Genomic DNA, 16,716 nt, shown 5'->3' on the forward strand with positions numbered 1-16,716 from the left:
CAATGAAACGTTTTTTCTTTCTGATTACATTCACTGTTATTTGTTTATTTACCGTTAATGCACAGCAAAACCTGCGGTTGTGGTACGATCATCCTGCAAACACATGGCAGGAGTGTGTCCCTTTAGGCAATGGCCGTCTTGGGGCAATGCCCGATGGTGGAGTGTTACATGAAAATATTGTATTGAATGATATAACGCTTTGGTCGGGCGGCCCACAGGACGCGGATAAAGAAGGCGCTGTAAAATATTTACCTGAAATAAGAAAATTATTGTTTGAAGGGAAAAATGACGAAGCAGAGGCAATGGTTAATAAAGCTTTTATCTGCAAAGGAGCCGGCTCAGGCAACGCCAACGGCGCCGATGTGCCGTACGGAAGTTACCAGGTATTGGGAAACCTTCACCTGGATTATAATTACGGCATAGATACCACTACCCTAAACCCCAAAAACTATATAAGGGAATTATCATTGGACTCCGCTATAGCAACATGCAGTTATCATCTCAATGGAGCAATCTATACCCGTGAATATTTTACCAGCTTTGCCGGTAATGTAATTATCATTCGCCTTACTGCAAACCAACCTGGAAAAATAAGTGTTACGTTAGGGCTCGACCGGCCTGAAAAATACCAACCTACTGTGCATAATAATGAGCTGCAGATGGAGGGCCAGTTAAATAACGGAACAGATGGGGAAGGCATGCGTTATCTAACCAGGGTTAAAATGAAACGAGACGGTGGAAAATTAATTAGCGGTGATAGTACTTTGCAAGTTCAGAATGCTAATTCAGTAATTATTTATATTTCTTCGTCTACGAGTTTCCGTGGGGTTCCTTATAAACAAAAATCATTGTCCTTACTGAATACTGCTATCAGCAAAACGTACCAAACAGAAAAGGCGGCACACATAAAATTTTATCAAAATCTTTTTCATCGTGCATCGATTTCTTTAAATAATAAGAATGCGGAACAGGCAGCATTGCCCACCGATGAAAGGTTGATAGCATTTACCAAAGACTCTTCTGATAATGACTTGCCGGTACTGTATTTTCAATACGGGCGCTATTTATTGATCAGCAGCACAAGGCCTGGATTGTTACCGCCTAATTTACAGGGACTATGGGCCAACACTATACAAACACCGTGGAACGGAGATTATCATCTCGATATAAATATCCAGATGAATCATTGGCCGCTGAATGTTACCAATTTACCCATGCTAAACGAACCATTTTATTCTTTGGTGAAAGGGCTGGTGAAAACGGGCGAAAAGACAGCTAAGGTATATTATGATGGCGACGGATGGGTAGCGCACGTAATCACCAATGTTTGGGGGTATACCTCCCCCGGTGAAAGTGCTTCCTGGGGCGCCACCAATTCAGGTTCCGGCTGGTTGTGTGAAATGCTTTGGCAGCATTATCTGTATACGCTTGATGATGAATACCTGAAAAAAATATACCCCATCATTAAAGGGTCCGCGGCATTTTATGTAAGCACATTGGTAAAAGACCCCAACAACGGCTGGCTGGTAACAGCGCCTTCCAATTCACCGGAAAATGCTTTTCGCCTGGCCAATGGAAAAACAGCACATGTGTGTGCAGGGCCCACGATCGATAATCAAATCATCAGGGAATTATTTACACATGTTATTGAGGCTTCAAAAGTTTTAAAAAAAGACGATACTTTCCGGCAACAATTATTGGATGCAAAAAGGCAATTGCCTCCCAACCAAATTGATAAAAACGGAAGGCTGATGGAATGGTTACAACCTTATGAAGAAGTGGAGCCGCAGCATCGGCACGTATCGCCCCTTTGGGGAATGTACCCCGGCAATGAAATTACTTTGCAGGGTACCCCTGGCGTAGCCGAAGCAGCTAAAGCTTTGCTGATAAGAAGAGGGGATATCAGCACCGGTTGGTCGTTAGCCTGGAAAATAAATTTATGGGCGAGATTAAAAGACGGAAATCACGCCTTCAGTTTATTAAAAGATCTGTTACGGCCAACAGCGCAAAAAGGATTTAATATGGTAAACGGGGGTGGCACCTATCCTAATTTGTTTGATGCACATCCGCCATTCCAGATTGATGGTAATTTCGGCGGCACTGCAGGTATCGCTGAGATGCTGTTGCAAAGCCATGAAGGGTATATTGACTTGTTGCCTGCGCTTCCTGATGAGTGGGCTGGCGGTAGTTTCAGCGGATTATGTGCCAGGGGAGGCGGAGTATTAAACCTGCAATGGAAAAATCATCACATCAAATCTTTGGAAATAACAGCCACGGCAAAGAATCAATTCAAAATAAAAACCCCGCATTATGTAACGAAAGTTAAGTTGCAATACAGAAATAGTTCTACGTTTTTACAATCATCGGATGGCTTTATTACTATTTCTTTGCAGAAAGGTGAACGGGCAAAAATGGAGTATTATGAATAAAGTAACCCGCTTCACAGGATTGTCGTGTAATTGTTGCTGAATGGGTTGGCAGTTAAGAGGGGAACATTAAAGAGCGTATTTACAAAGCAATTAAGTACAACAAAGCCTGCAATAAATAGTAAATGATATGAGATGAATTATCTCAAATTTACTACCACCTGTTGTATTATAAGTGTGGTTACGACTTAACCCAACACCTGATTGACCAGGGTTGTAGATGTATAGTGGTTTTCACTGCTGATCTGGGCAGCAATGTTTATTTTTAACGGCACAAGGGCTGTGCCGACGCCTTAAGGGATGCTGGAATTTCCTATAATAATGACTTAGTCATTGTAACTAAGTAGTATCCCATTAAATTTTCTTAATTTATTATTTGTTCTAATTTAAGAAAAATGTACATTTAGTTTTGATTTTGAAAAAACTTTCTGCGATATTATTAATCATTTTATTTCTATTCAACTTGTTTGGATATAGAGTTCTATTTTATTATGCCCAGCAGCAATCGGATATAACTCTTGAACACAACCTCGACCAAAATAACTATAATGAAAATGAGCTTATCGCATTAACCATTCCGCTTTCAATGCCTTACCAGCACAACTCTGATGGGTTTGAACGTTTCGATGGAGAAATAACCTTAAATGGCAAAATTTATAAATATGTGAAGCGTAAATATTGTGATGGCAAAATAACATTTTTATGCCTGCCCGATTATAATAAAATGCACCTTGAGGCTGCAAAAAATAATTACGGTACAAATATTAATGGTATCCAAAATAATGGCACAAATAATCATGATAATTCAAAATCTGCTATAGGGAAAAATCTTTCCACCGATTACGAACAAAACGTATCGGATTATGCAATTGTTCATTATAAAAGCATAAATAAATATAGTCTCTTAGATAAGGCTTTCCCTCTCACTACTGCTATTGTAAATTCCCCCGAACAACCGCCTGAATTAACTTAACAGGCAAGTCTTACAATTTATTTTATAAAGTAATACTTACGTATTACTTATCGTGCTTTAGTATTCCTGTATACTATATGGAATAAATAATATGACATAAAGCATTTACATTCTTAATCAAAAATTTTACGATGGCTTATATCCCACTTGAAGCGCATTTACCAGGCATTACGGGCCTATTGGAATACAGAAAAGATTCTGCCGCACCCATTCGGGAATTGACGCAAATTTTACTGCGCGGTCCCTCTACTTTAACCGAAGGCGAACGCGAATTAATTGCCACTGTTGTATCAAATAAAAATGAGTGCAGGTTTTGTACTGCTGCGCATACGGCCGCTGCTAATATATTATTGGGCGAACAAGAAACATCTGCAAAGGTAAAAGAAGATCTTCTGAATGCACCTGTAAGCGAGAAGATGAAAGTATTATTAACTATTGCATCCCAGGTGCAGGTAAGCGGAAAGAATGTAACTGTTGCGGCTATACGAAAAGCAAAGGATGAAGGGGCTACTGATATTGAAATTCATGATACGGTTTTAATTGCTGCATTGTTTTGTTTATACAACAGGTATGTTGATGGGCTGGCTACAGTAACACCAACAGACGCTTCTTTTTACAACAGCCTTGGTGAAAGGTTAAAGCAACATGGATACAATCGGTTGCCACAAGGATATGATCATTTAAAAAAACAAAGTGCCGAATAATGGAACCAATAGCAATAAATAAAAATCAACCGTCAATGAATTCAGCGGTCGTTCCTTCTCAAGAGAGGTACCACCTTGCTGCCGCGTTTATTATATGCTTTATCAGCATCATGTTCAGTGGTATTGCATCTATGCTTATGTCTGTTTATTTGCCTGTGGTAGTACGGGATCTGTTGGGGAATGTAACCGAAGAGAAGATGAATAACGTGGGCGCCTATATTAATTCCGTGTTTATTTTCGGCAGTATGTTTGGCGGTTTTGCGTGGGGATTTATTTGTGATAAAATCGGCCGGGCAAAAGCAGTTATATTTTCCACCGCATTGTTTGGTTTGTTTACAGTGCTCACGGCACTTTCATCTTCCTGGTTAGTGGTGGGTATTTACCGGTTTATAACCGGGTTTGGTGTTGGTGGCGTAATAGTAACAACTAATATACTTATTGCTGAATTATGGCCTGAGAAGAAACGGGCAGTCGCGTTGGGTATTGTATCAGCAGCTATGCCTATCGGTTTTATTGCTGCCGGCGCAATGAATAATATATTATCGGACTGGCATATGGCTTTTTTAACCGGTTTTGTTCCTATAGCTGTAGCCATAATAGCCATATTAGTGTTACCGGAATCATCAAGTTGGAAAAGTAATAAACACAAACCCGGTATCAACAATAATCTCAGTGATAAATTATTTGCTCCCGGCCATAAGAAAAACCTGGTGACAGGTTCAGTAGTGTTTGGCACTATGCTTATTGGTTTATGGGCTGTTTTTTCATGGGCACCCACCTGGATACAAAGTATTACGGGTGATGATGCAAAAGCGAAAGACCTGCGTGGATTAACCATGATGATATTAGCTATTTCAGGTTTAGTTGGCAGTATTGTATCGGGATGGATTGCAAATGCCATTGGCCTGCGCAAAACAATGATGATGTGCTTTGCAGCATGTTTCATCATGACGTTTGTTGTATTTAAATTAAACACCGCTGTTTCTTCTTCCACATTTATTGAAATGGGAATCCTCGCTTTTTTCTTTGGCATAAGCCAGGGTGCATTATCCGTGTATATACCCCATTTATTCCCAACCGTTATCCGGGCTTCGGCAACAGGATTTTGTTTTAATATAGGCAGGTTATTTACAGCAACGGTTGTTTTCTTTATAGGTGCGCTGGTCAGCTTTTTAGGCGGATATGGCAATGCTGTTTTTATTTTCTCATTCATTTTTTTAATAGGGCTGGCAACAACTTACTTTTCCAAATATCAAACGAAAGCTGAAGCAGCCGCATTGAATACCGCTTTTGCCGAATGATAATTATTAATCTAAAAATTTAAATATGGCACATATACAAGTTCCTGAAGACGTTCCGGGCATAAGAAGCCTGGTAATGTTTCGTCCTGAAACAGGTAAGCCTTTATACGACTTAGCCCAGGTTTTATTAAGAGGTGAATCACCTTTAACCCAGGCAGAAAGGGAATTGATCGCTGCTTATGTCTCCAATCGTAACGAGACTATGTTTTGCATGATGAGCCATGCCGCAGCATCCCGGCATTTGTACGGTAATGATAAAAATATAGTAGATGATGTATTGAAAGATTTACAGCACTCACAGGTGAGCGATAAACTGAAAGCTCTGCTGAATATTGCCGGTAAAGTACAGATACTCGGTAAAGAAGTGACAGAAGAAGACATTGCGGATGCAAGAAAACAGGGTGCTAACGACAGGGAGATACATGATACCGTCCTGATAGCTGCAGCTTTTAGTATGTATAACCGCTATGTAGATGGGCTTGCGAGTTTTACTCCCACCGATGAAAAAGAATATGAAGCCATGGGAAAAAGAATGGCAGAAAATGGATATGTATTACCTAATAATCAAAAATAAATTTTATGGCATATATCGATTTACAAAATGATCTTCCTGGCATACGTGGCCCGATGGCTTATAGCCCGGAAACAGGCAAAGCTTTAAATGAGCTTGCAGAAATTTTATTGCATGATGAAAACAATACTCTTACACGTGGTGAGCGGGAGTTGATAGGCGCTTTTGTATCATCCGAGAACGATTGTTTCTTTTGCCAGAATGTACATGGAGCTATGGCACAGTATTATTTTCAAAGTGATATGCAATTCATTGATGATATAAAAAAGGATTATCATTCAACTCCAATTTCAGATAAATTAAAATCATTATTAACCATAGCAGGAAGTGTGCAAAAGGGTGGCAAGTATGTTACAACTGAACAGGTAGATTATGCCAAAAGTCTTGGTGCTACTGATAAGGAGGTACATGATACCGTTTTAATAGCTGCTGCCTTTTGTATGTTTAACCGCTATGTAGATGGATTAAACACGTGGGCTCCCCAAGACAGGCAGGTATATGTTGAGCGTGCAAAGATGCGTGCTGAAGACGGTTATGCAAATATGAATCTCAATAAATAAATTTTAAAACAAAAATATGCCACACATTAATGTCGATGAAAACTTACCAGGAATCCGGGCCTTAATGGCTTTTAGTCCTGAAACGGCAACGCCCATGGGTGAACTCGCAAACGCACTGTTACGGACAAACGAAGTTCTGAGCATGGCAGAAAGGGAGTTAATTGCAGCGCATGTTTCTTATTTAAATGATTGCTTTTATTGCCAACAATCGCATGGCGCCATTGCTGTTTGTTACCTGGATGGAAATAATGATTTGGTTGAGCAGGTAAAAAGAGATTATGTAAATGCAGATATTCCAGATAAACTAAAGGCTTTATTAGCTATTGCAGGAAGTGTGCAAAAAGGCGGGAAATATGTAACTCCTGAACAAATAGAAGTTGCGAGAAAACTTGGAGCTACTGATAAAGAAATACACGATACAGTGCTCATTGCTGCTGCATTCTGCATGTTCAACCGTTATGTTGATGGGCTTGCAGCTAATACACCAACAGATCTTGCCAGTTATCCATTACGGGCAAAACAGATTGCGGAGAAGGGTTATGGCAATCATATTTTTTCATCCAAACAACCCGTTCCTGAAAATGCATGAATATAAATTATGCAGATCATTTCTTCAAAATAAAAAATTCACATTAAACCAAGATAATTACAATGAGACAAAGATTGATTTTTGTAACAGGATGGTTATTTATAATTATTATTCCTGTTTCACTTTTAGCGCAAAATAAAACCGTAACCGGGCAGGTTACCGAAAGAAATAATTTACCGGTTGTCGGTGCCACTATTGCAGTAAAGAATTCTACAAGGGCCATAGTTTCTGATGCTAATGGAAAGTTTAAATTGTCTATCCCGGATAATGCCGTTTTAATTATCAGCGCTGCAGGTTATAAAACCCAAACAATAAATACAGAAGCCACAACAGATTTCCAGGTTAAATTACAAGAAGATGTATCCAAGCTTGATGAAGTGGTTGTTACCGGATTATCAACATCCATTAAAAGAAGAAACCTTGCAAATGCGGTTGCTACTATTTCTGCTAAAGAATTAGATGCAACCTCACCAGCGCAAACTTTTGATGCTGCCCTGGAAGGAAAAATTCCAGGTGCCTACATTAATGCAAACTCAGGCGCCCCTGGAGGAGGTATTTCTGTAAAATTAAGAGGAGTGACTTCTGTGTATGGCAATACGCAACCTTTGTATGTTGTAGATGGCGTATTTGTTGATAACACCTCCACATCTGCGGGATTAAATGTTGTTACTTCTGCCCTTGCCAACGGGGCCACCACCTCTAACCAGGATAATCCTTCCAGCCGTATTGCAGATTTAAGAGCCGAGGATATTGAAAATATTGAAATACTAAAAGGCGCGTCTGCCGCGGCGGTTTATGGTTCCAAAGCTGCAGGCGGTGTGGTTATTATTACAACTAAAAGAGGGAAAGCCGGGAAGACAAACATTACTTTTTCACAAGACATTGGTTTTATTAAAGCCAGTAAGTTATTAGGTGTAAGAGCTTTAACAGCTGACAGGGCTGCAAGTTTATCAAGAGATAGTGCTACATCAGCTGCGTTACGTCAGCAATTTACGGATGCGCAATCCAAGGGACAGATCTATGATTATGAAAAGGAATTATATGGCAATACTGGTTTCGCAAGAAATACGTTCCTCGGGGTAAGCGGAGGAAGCGATAATACAACCGTTTATTTTTCTGTTGCACTAAAAGCTGAAGGTGGCATTGTTAAGAGAACAGGATATAATAACACCAGCATTCGGCTGAATGTAGATCATCGGGTTAATGACAATATTAAAATAGGAATCAGTACAAATTATATTAATTCGTCAGCAGACAGGGGTTTATTCGGCAACGATAATGCAGGTGTAACAACTGGTATAGCACTTTCATCTACACCCAGCTTTGCACAATTACATCCTGATGCAAACGGGAACTATCCTAATGATCCGTTTGCTGCGTCTAACCCTTTACAAACGGTGGCGCTTATGCGAAATAATGAATCAGTGAACCGCTTTATAACGGGAGCGAATCTTGAAGTTATTTTGCAAAAGAACAGCACCAGCACTACTAAATTTATCGGCAGGGGAGGATTTGATTTTTATAATCTCCAAACCAGTGTACTCTTCCCTGGTACGCTTCAATTCCAGGCAGTAAATAAAGGCACTTCCATCCAGGGCTTTACAAAAAACCTGAGTACTAATTACATCCTTTCTTTGGTAAATACGTTTACTCCTTCTGATAAATTATCACTCATAACATCCGGAGGTATCACACAGGAAACCGGCGATTATAATAATCTACTAAACATTGCTACGCAGATTATCGCAGGCCAGTCAAATGTTGACCAGGCAGGCGCATTAAACGCAACACAATTACGGACCAAATTCCTGAATGGAGGAATTTTTATACAGGAAGAAGCTAATCTTATCGATGCGATAACGTTAACTGCAGGCGTACGTTTTGATCGCTCAAGCAATAATGGAGACGTTGGTAAATATTATACTTATCCAAAGGCGGGTATTTCTTGGAACCTAACTAACATGGGTATTCTAAAAGGAGGCTTTTTTGAAAATATTAAATTGCGTGCAGCTTACGGCCAGGCAAATAATGTTCCTGCTTATGGAAGCAAATTTACTTCAATGGTTGTATCAAACATTACTGGATTTCCGGGCTTAATAGTAAATACACAGGAAGGCCATGCAAACATAAAACCTGAAAGACAAACAGAGTTTGAAACCGGTTTGGATTTTAGTATTTTAAAAGGCCGACTGGGATTTGAACTGACTTATTATAATAAAAATATTGATGACTTTTTAATGTTGACCAATTCACCCGCGTCTTCCGGTTATTCTACCAAGTGGCTGAATGCCGGTAACCTGAGAAACCGCGGTGTGGAGTTAGGAATGAATGCAAGACCCATTCAATCAAAAAATATAACCTGGAATACTTCGGTAAACTTCTGGACAAACCGTTCATTGGTAACTAAATTCATTATACCTCCGGTTCCCCAGGGTTCTTTTGGTTTTGTATTAGGTTCTTTCCAGATTCAGCAAGGAAAATCTGCAACGCAAATTCTCGGTCTTGACGGCACAGGTGGTGTATCTAAATTAGGTGACGCAGAACCAAAGTTTCAAATGAATACTTATAATGAAATTACTTTTTTTAATAAGCTAAGCTTGCGCTTTTTGCTGCACTGGAAATACGGAGGACAAAATGTAAACTTAACAAGTCTTGAAAACGATTTTGGCGGCACAAGCCCTGATTATGATAAAGTAACTAATAAGCTAGGTGTACCCGATGCTGTCTACCGTCTCATGCAGATAGGTTCAGATGCACATGAGTTTGTACAAAGTTCTTCTTATCTAAGATTAAGGGAAATCGGATTGTATTATACGTTTACCAAATTGCCTGTTTCTTACATAAAATCAATACAGGTTGGGGTATCTTTCAATAATTATGTAACCATTACAAAGTATCATTCATACGATCCTGAAGTATCCAATTTTGGAACCGGATTTTCTTCAGGTATAGATGTCGATCCTTACCCTGCAAGCAAACGTGCCAACTTTCATGTTTCATTTGATTTTTAATGTTAAAAAATTAATTATAATGCAAAAGATTATCACCATAAGTATCATAATGTTACTGTGCATGATCCTGTTCTTTACTTCGTGTAAAAAGGATTATGGCAACTTAAACAATGCAACCGTTGAGTCTTTTTTGAAAGATGCTTCGCAAAGCGAATTAAATAACCTGGTAAGTGGTACCGAATCAGGAATGCGGAATGTACTTAATTTATATCTTGATGATATAGGTTCTATCGGAAGAGAAGGATATCATTTCTCAGGTTCAGAGCCACGGTATGTAACCGACTTGCTGGGCGCAAGCAATGCAACATTAAGCGGAAGTAATTTTTATATTGTCAACCCCTGGGCAGCACGATATAGGGTTATAAAGAATTGTAACGTTCTAATACAGGCTGCTACAAACTCTACACATATTACGGCTGCCCAAAAAAGCGGCTATATAGGTTTTGCAAGAACTATTAAGGCTTACCAGCTTTTAATGAATCTTAATCTCACAGATTCAAACGGTATAAGAATAGATGTTTCAGATCCTGATCATCTCGGTCCCATTGTAAATTATAGTGATGGTTTAACATCGATCGCTTCTTTGCTCGATTCTGCTAAGGCAGATTTCAGTAATGCTTCCATTGCTTTCACGCTCGCAGGTTTTAATAACTTTAGTGATGCGGCAGGCCTAGTCAAATTCAACAGGGCGATCGCAGCAAGAGTTAGTGTGTATCAACAAAAGTGGCAGGGCGCATTAGATAATCTGAGTGGATCTTTTTTTGGATTGAATACTGGTTTCAACGTGGGCGTTTACCACGTTTTTGGTACGGGATCGGGTGATCAATTAAATCCTATGTTTATCCCGCAAAATCAAACGGGGGAAGTAAGACTTGCACACCCGTCTTACGCTGCAGATATTGAAGCAGGTGATGACAGGATTAATAAAGCCACTTTGCGAAATGCGGCTGCATCATTGAGTGGGTTGAGCAGCAACAGGGATGTGTGGGTATATACCTCTGCTACAGCCCCTATACCTGTTATAAGAAATGAAGAATTAATTCTTATCTATGCCGAAGCCAACATTCAACTTAATAATTTAAATGAAGGTGTTAAAGCAATAAATGTTATAAGGAATGGTCACGGGCTGGCTGATTACAGTGGTGCAGTAACCCAGTCTGCTTTAATAACTGAAATGCTTAAGCAGAGAAGATACTCATTATTTTTTGAAGGGCATCGGTGGATTGATATGCGCAGGTACAACCTTTTAAATACTTTACCACTTGACAGGCCGGGAGATGATGTATGGACAGAATTTCCATTACCTGTTACGGAACAATAATATATGTAAGGCTAACGGCTTTATTCATGGTTAAATTATTTTTATGAAACTATTGCTTTTGATCACGGGATTACTGCTATTATTTGCTACGGAAATATTACGGGTATATTTTATAATGCCATTCCCCGGAAGCCAGCATAAGAATACGATTGGGTTAGCATACTGGATCAGCAATAATATCAGTTGGATAAGAATACTGGCCTTAGCCTTAGTTGTTTTTCCCCTTATCTATATTTTTAAAAACGGAAAGACCTGGATGAAGATCATTTTGTCTTTGATTCTTATTTTCTATGGATTTGTGTTCTTCTTTTTTAATTACCGCTTCGAGGCTGATAAAATGTTTTACCAGCCCAAACAAAAATTATTTGTAGCTGCAGCAAATGATACTACCAATAAAAATAAACTGGTCATCGGTGTTGCTATCAATGGAGAAGCGAAAGCCTACCCAATTCAGATTATAGGATATCATCACCAGGTGATGGACACTATTGGCAGTATACCTGTAATGGTAACTTATTGCACTGTATGTAGAACGGGCCGGGCGTTCAGCCCTTTTGTGAATGGGAAGATAGAAACGTTCAGGCTGGTAGGTATGGATCATTTCAATGCAATGTTTGAAGATGCCACTACCAAAAGCTGGTGGCAGCAGGCGACGGGTAAAGCTATAGCTGGCCCTTTAAAAGGAACCGCATTAAAGGAAATTGCGTCTAGGCAGCTGACGTTAGAAGCATGGTTGCGTGAATATCCCAACTCATTTGTTATGCAACCGGATACTTCTTTCAAAAAAGATTATAAAGACCTTGCAGGTTATGATAAAGGAACTCTTAAAAGCGGCCTGGAGAAAAGAGATTCAGCATCATGGAAACCCAAGTCGTGGATAATTGGTGTGATACATAATTATACTGCAAAGGCTTATGACTGGAATGAATTGGTAAAAAACAAAGTAATCAACGATTCAATAGAAGGCTTGCCTGTTTTGCTTGTTATTGAAAAAGATACCGCTTCCTTTCATGTTTACGACAGGCGTATAAACGGAACGGCACTTAATTTCAAGGAAGAAAGCAAGGATCAATTTAGCGATCAAAACACAAACTCTACCTGGAATATGGAGGGTCTGTGTATTGGCGGGACATTAAAGGGGGAAAGATTAAATCCCGTACAGGCATACCAGGAATTCTGGCATTCGTGGAGCACCTTTCATCCTAACACAACAAAATAGGATTAAGTTATTTTTAATGACAAGCTTATGAATATATTGCTTAAATATTAATTGCTGTTTACAAAGCGGGAGCGCATTTACCGATATTAGAGAAGAATGCAGGGCAAAGCTTTTAGTTTACGATACAACCGAAAAGCATCGAAAATTAATGGAAATTTTACGATTGCAGTTATAAATCCATTTTACCCATTTATCTCGATGAAGGTTATTACAAAATCATTGCAGAAAATTTCCAGGGAAAAAAGGAAAGAAAATATTTACAAAAAGCAGATATGCGATGACGTTAGATGTGGAGTTTTGAAGAACGTAGTATTTCGTCAGATTAACTTTTGGTAATACCAAGCCACGTTCTATTTTCTTTTTTCAATATTTTCAATGTAAATGCCTTTTCTTAAAGTCTCTATCTAACTCGACCATTATCAAACTGATTATCTCCTTTAGATGACCAATATTATATTCTTCAAACAACTTATTGTAATAAGTTACTGGTCTATTATCTAACCGGCATTTGAAGATTTCGCGGTTTTCAGAAGCCAATTTAATAGCAAATCGCTACCTAAATATTGTTGATCGACACAATGGTTGACAGGCAGATATAGTTTAGGGATAAGTGTGCCTTGCCATGTGAAAGGTGAGCTCTCTAGTAATTCCACACGCTGCAGCAATTTCTTTGAGGTATGCATTCATTTTTGGTTGGATGGAACTGGTAATAATTTTCTGCCTGATACTGCAGCAGGAGTTGAGCTAGATAACAGCTTACTCAAAAAAGCAGGCTGGGTGCCAGCGGTAATAAAATGCCAGGTGATTGCCAATTTTTACCCTGGTTGTAATAAAAAAATTTCTGCGCTTCTTTAAGAGGATATTGATTTTGTTTGAAAAACGCTTCGACTTCGATTAGTTTTATGTGTCCCATATTTGATACACGGTGCTTTTCGTTTACTGCTTCCCGTTGGTTGCTTTCTTTAAAGGAAGGCGTGTTGATTTTTTTTTATATTTCTTTATTCTTTTCAAAAATTTTAATGGGTGTTTTCTGCACACTGTTTTCTTGTTTTAAGTTTTGTTTTAAAGAGTGTCCCACTTTTGATACTGTATCGGTACATTATCGGTACCAGATATGATACCCGGGCCTTCTCCTAAATTTTGGTGTGGCCTGATCCGCCCTTCGGGCACCTTCTCCGAAGGGAGAAGGGCAGCTGAGACAAGGTTTTTAGGACAATCTGATGCAAAGAGATCCAATTGACGAAATTTGCTTTCTTCTTCATTAATGTCCAGGCGTAACATGCTAATCTTAACCGGATGGAACTTTGAATGGGACGGTTGATAAATAATGTTACCCGTTTACATGTAATTCTTTTAAGCATTTATGGTAGGTGTTCTTTGAACCAATTCTGCTTAACTGCATTATGTTGTGGCGGTACACCGGAAATGGATTTTGAAAGCGGTTAAAATTCCAGTATTGAAATAAAGCCAAATAGAGGCTCACGTGAGAACTCGTAAGCCTGTTATCACTACGAACGAAGGAAAAGAAGGCGTTGAGGTGCCTTATATAGTTCATACAGCATGCTTTTTACCGGTGATTAAACTGCAATGCTTTTTTAAGAATTTCCAATTAGGAAAAATGTTTAGTAAGTACCTGGCTTTTTTCCTTCTTCGCTTTTCAGGAACCTAGCGAAATTTTGCAGAACAAAGAATGCTGAAAATCCTTCTCCAAGCAGCATGCTTAATAAAAGTTATGTTGCTGAAAGGAACAATAAGAAAGCTGCGATTAACATTCTGCATGAAATGATCAAGAACATCAACAGATATTGCTTTATACCTTTCTGCCTTTATTGCAATTTTTTGGATGATATAATGGATATGCTGTTTGTCGGATAGAGTACTGACTAATTGATAGATTATATCATTTATGAGATTCCTTATTGAAGTAAGAGAATCAAATTTTCAATTCTTGTAATTTTCATCTGTAAATCAAATCAGCATTTGTTTCTATAATTTTTGAATCATATACAGACTATCCTCTTGCTGATTAAAAAATAATTTACCTAAGGAGGTTTTAATTTGTGGATAATATTTATTTTTATTTTTCATGCCGAAAAACGATTGTAATATGATTGACCATGAGTTATTATGGACCAGGTTCAAAGAGGGCGATGCAGATGCATTTGGTTTAATTTTTAGAACCTTTTATCAGGATATGTATAATTATGGCAGCAGATTTACCAAAAACACAGAACTTATAAAAGACTGCTTACAGGATTTGTTTTTGACACTGTGGAAAAATCGGGAAACTATTAATAATACAGCTTCAGTGAAAAATTATCTGCTGAAATCGGTGCGCAGGAAACTTAACAAAAAGATCAACAATAATAAGCTTTCAATATACTTTAATGAATCAAGTTTTGATGCAGGTTTCAATATAGTTTTGCCTGTTGAAAATAACCTGATTTTACAAGAACAGCTAACAGAACTAACTTACAAAGTCAGAAATGTTGTAGAAAGACTTTCTAAGCGTCAGCAAGAAATAATATATCTGCGCTTTTATATGGATATGGATGTAGAGCAAATTGCTGAAATAATGACTCTTAATCGTCAGTCCGTGTATAATCTTATGTATGACGCACTAAAACAGTTTAAATCTCTCGCAGGACCTGATTATTTTTCCATTCCTTTTAGTGTATTTCTTTTGATTGGATTTTCCATCCGTTTATAATTTTCATTTTCCATAAGTTCAGTCTTTGTTCCGCTATTGATTTCATATGCTTCCCAACTATTTTCGATTTATTTTCTTAAAGACCAGTAGATTTTTATAGATGGTCACTATAGTATATAGTAAAGGTAATTTTTAGCATTATGGAAAGGCAGTTTAACTCTATAGAAGATTTGGTATTTAATAAATCATTCCGGGAGTGGATATTAAATAACGAAAGCAGCAATGCCGTTTATTGGGAAAAATGGGTACTTGAAAATCCGGATAAAAAGGAAATTCTCAATCATTCTAAAGCTATCATGTATGCGCTATCTGTTAACCACAATAAATTATCGGAAGAAGAAATTAGCACAGAAATAAATAAAATTCTTCAAAAATTAGATAATACTACCGACACAATACCTGTTGAGACTTTTTATGGTGATAAAAATATTATACCTATTAAACAATTCTTTTTACAAAGAAGATTGTGGGTAGGGGCGGCCGCAATCTTATTAATTTTTTTCCTTTCATTATACACAATATTTTATAGGCATAATAATAAAATGGGAAATTCTGCTTATTATGAATTGCCCGATGGAAGTAATTCTACCGCATCTATTGAGCGGGTAAATAACTCAGACAGTGTACAGCAGGTGAATCTTTCTGAGGGAAGCAAAGTTTCATTATTTCCAAGGAGTAAACTTACTTTTTCTGAAGACTCTGCCGGTAGCAAAAGAGAAGTATATCTCACGGGTCAGGCATTTTTTCAGGTTGCCAAAAATCCATTAAAGCCCTTTTTTGTATTTACAAAAAACATGGTTACCAAAGTCCTTGGTACGAGTTTCTTGATAAGGGCTTACGATAATGATAAAGCGGCCTCTGTTGAAGTCAGAACCGGGAAAGTTTCTGTATATAAAAAAGAGAATTTTACAGATTCGAATATCAGATCCAAAAGATTAGATGGAATAATTGTGACACCCAATCAGAAGATGGTCTATGATTTTAAGAGCGATCAGTTAACCAAAACCATTATTGAAAAGCCAGTGCTGTTAGAACCTGCTGTTCAGAATAATTTCGTTTTTGATGGCACGCCGGTTAAAGATGTTTTTAAGTTATTAGAAGATGCATATGGTATAAGGATTATGTATGATGATGATTTATTATCATCCTGTTCTCTTACTGCTACTTTTGGTAGTGAAGGCTTCTATGACAAAATAAGTCTTATCTGCAAAGCTATAAACGCTTCTTATGAAATAATTGATGGAAATATTTTTATAACATCCAAGGGCTGTAAATAATTTAAATAACTCTAAATAAATAATTATGATAAAAATATAAACAGGATAAAAAGC

12 protein-coding genes are annotated in these 16,716 nt (G+C 38.1%); all 12 read left to right on the forward strand.

Annotated features, from left to right (window positions below):
- Positions 1-2 precede the first annotated feature (2 nt).
- The 12 genes from FW778_RS18195 (at position 3) to FW778_RS18255 (ending at position 16,662) form a co-directional block, all read left to right on the forward strand.
- Complete coding sequence (locus tag FW778_RS18195) at positions 3-2,429, forward strand: glycoside hydrolase family 95 protein (protein WP_150416288.1); 2,427 nt, start codon at positions 3-5, stop codon at positions 2,427-2,429.
- A 412-nt stretch (positions 2,430-2,841) separates the two neighbouring features.
- Positions 2,842-3,399 (forward strand): hypothetical protein, encoded by a 558-nt coding sequence (locus FW778_RS18200; RefSeq protein WP_150416289.1) that lies wholly within the window; start codon positions 2,842-2,844, stop codon positions 3,397-3,399.
- A gap of 131 nt (positions 3,400-3,530) precedes the next feature.
- Positions 3,531-4,103, forward strand: a complete 573-nt coding sequence (locus FW778_RS18205) for a carboxymuconolactone decarboxylase family protein (RefSeq protein ID WP_150416290.1) — start codon at positions 3,531-3,533, stop codon at positions 4,101-4,103.
- On the forward strand, positions 4,103-5,404 hold the full coding sequence (locus FW778_RS18210) for an MFS transporter (protein ID WP_150416291.1): 1,302 nt from the start codon (positions 4,103-4,105) through the stop codon (positions 5,402-5,404). The genes FW778_RS18205 and FW778_RS18210 overlap by 1 nt, the downstream gene beginning before the upstream one ends.
- 25 nt (positions 5,405-5,429) lie before the next feature.
- Entirely contained in the window at positions 5,430-5,978 is a 549-nt protein-coding gene (locus FW778_RS18215) for a carboxymuconolactone decarboxylase family protein (RefSeq protein WP_150416292.1), read from the forward strand.
- A gap of 5 nt (positions 5,979-5,983) precedes the next feature.
- Positions 5,984-6,535, forward strand: a complete 552-nt coding sequence (locus FW778_RS18220) for a carboxymuconolactone decarboxylase family protein (protein WP_150416293.1) — start codon at positions 5,984-5,986, stop codon at positions 6,533-6,535.
- Positions 6,536-6,551: 16 nt separating this feature from the next.
- Positions 6,552-7,124, forward strand: a complete 573-nt coding sequence (locus FW778_RS18225) for a carboxymuconolactone decarboxylase family protein (RefSeq protein ID WP_150416294.1) — start codon at positions 6,552-6,554, stop codon at positions 7,122-7,124.
- A gap of 62 nt (positions 7,125-7,186) precedes the next feature.
- Positions 7,187-10,135, forward strand: coding sequence for a SusC/RagA family TonB-linked outer membrane protein (locus tag FW778_RS18230; RefSeq protein ID WP_150416295.1), 2,949 nt, complete (start codon positions 7,187-7,189; stop codon positions 10,133-10,135).
- Positions 10,136-10,154: 19 nt separating this feature from the next.
- Positions 10,155-11,456 (forward strand): RagB/SusD family nutrient uptake outer membrane protein, encoded by a 1,302-nt coding sequence (locus FW778_RS18235; RefSeq protein ID WP_235906407.1) that lies wholly within the window; start codon positions 10,155-10,157, stop codon positions 11,454-11,456.
- A gap of 43 nt (positions 11,457-11,499) precedes the next feature.
- Positions 11,500-12,675, forward strand: coding sequence for a DUF3179 domain-containing (seleno)protein (locus FW778_RS18240; protein WP_150416297.1), 1,176 nt, complete (start codon positions 11,500-11,502; stop codon positions 12,673-12,675).
- A gap of 2,107 nt (positions 12,676-14,782) precedes the next feature.
- Positions 14,783-15,385, forward strand: a complete 603-nt coding sequence (locus FW778_RS18250; RefSeq protein ID WP_202552341.1) for an RNA polymerase sigma factor — start codon at positions 14,783-14,785, stop codon at positions 15,383-15,385.
- A 140-nt stretch (positions 15,386-15,525) separates the two neighbouring features.
- Positions 15,526-16,662, forward strand: coding sequence for a FecR family protein (locus FW778_RS18255; protein ID WP_150416300.1), 1,137 nt, complete (start codon positions 15,526-15,528; stop codon positions 16,660-16,662).
- The last annotated feature ends 54 nt before the right edge of the window (positions 16,663-16,716 follow it).

It is taken from the genome of Ginsengibacter hankyongi (assembly GCF_008710285.1).
Classification (GTDB): Bacteria; Bacteroidota; Bacteroidia; order Chitinophagales; family Chitinophagaceae; genus Ginsengibacter; species Ginsengibacter hankyongi.

Excerpts from the sequence above, each read along its gene's own strand:
- FW778_RS18230 (WP_150416295.1), top strand. The coding sequence starts at position 7,187 with ATGAGACAAAGATTGATTTTTGTAACAGGATGGTTATTTATAATTATT.
- FW778_RS18205 (WP_150416290.1), top strand. The coding sequence starts at position 3,531 with ATGGCTTATATCCCACTTGAAGCGCATTTACCAGGCATTACGGGCCTA.
- FW778_RS18255 (WP_150416300.1), top strand. The coding sequence starts at position 15,526 with ATGGAAAGGCAGTTTAACTCTATAGAAGATTTGGTATTTAATAAATCA.
- FW778_RS18195 (WP_150416288.1), top strand. The coding sequence starts at position 3 with ATGAAACGTTTTTTCTTTCTGATTACATTCACTGTTATTTGTTTATTT.
- FW778_RS18220 (WP_150416293.1), top strand. The coding sequence starts at position 5,984 with ATGGCATATATCGATTTACAAAATGATCTTCCTGGCATACGTGGCCCG.
- FW778_RS18250 (WP_202552341.1), top strand. The coding sequence starts at position 14,783 with ATGATTGACCATGAGTTATTATGGACCAGGTTCAAAGAGGGCGATGCA.
- FW778_RS18215 (WP_150416292.1), top strand. The coding sequence starts at position 5,430 with ATGGCACATATACAAGTTCCTGAAGACGTTCCGGGCATAAGAAGCCTG.
- FW778_RS18235 (WP_235906407.1), top strand. The coding sequence starts at position 10,155 with ATGCAAAAGATTATCACCATAAGTATCATAATGTTACTGTGCATGATC.
- FW778_RS18225 (WP_150416294.1), top strand. The coding sequence starts at position 6,552 with ATGCCACACATTAATGTCGATGAAAACTTACCAGGAATCCGGGCCTTA.
- FW778_RS18210 (WP_150416291.1), top strand. The coding sequence starts at position 4,103 with ATGGAACCAATAGCAATAAATAAAAATCAACCGTCAATGAATTCAGCG.
- FW778_RS18240 (WP_150416297.1), top strand. The coding sequence starts at position 11,500 with ATGAAACTATTGCTTTTGATCACGGGATTACTGCTATTATTTGCTACG.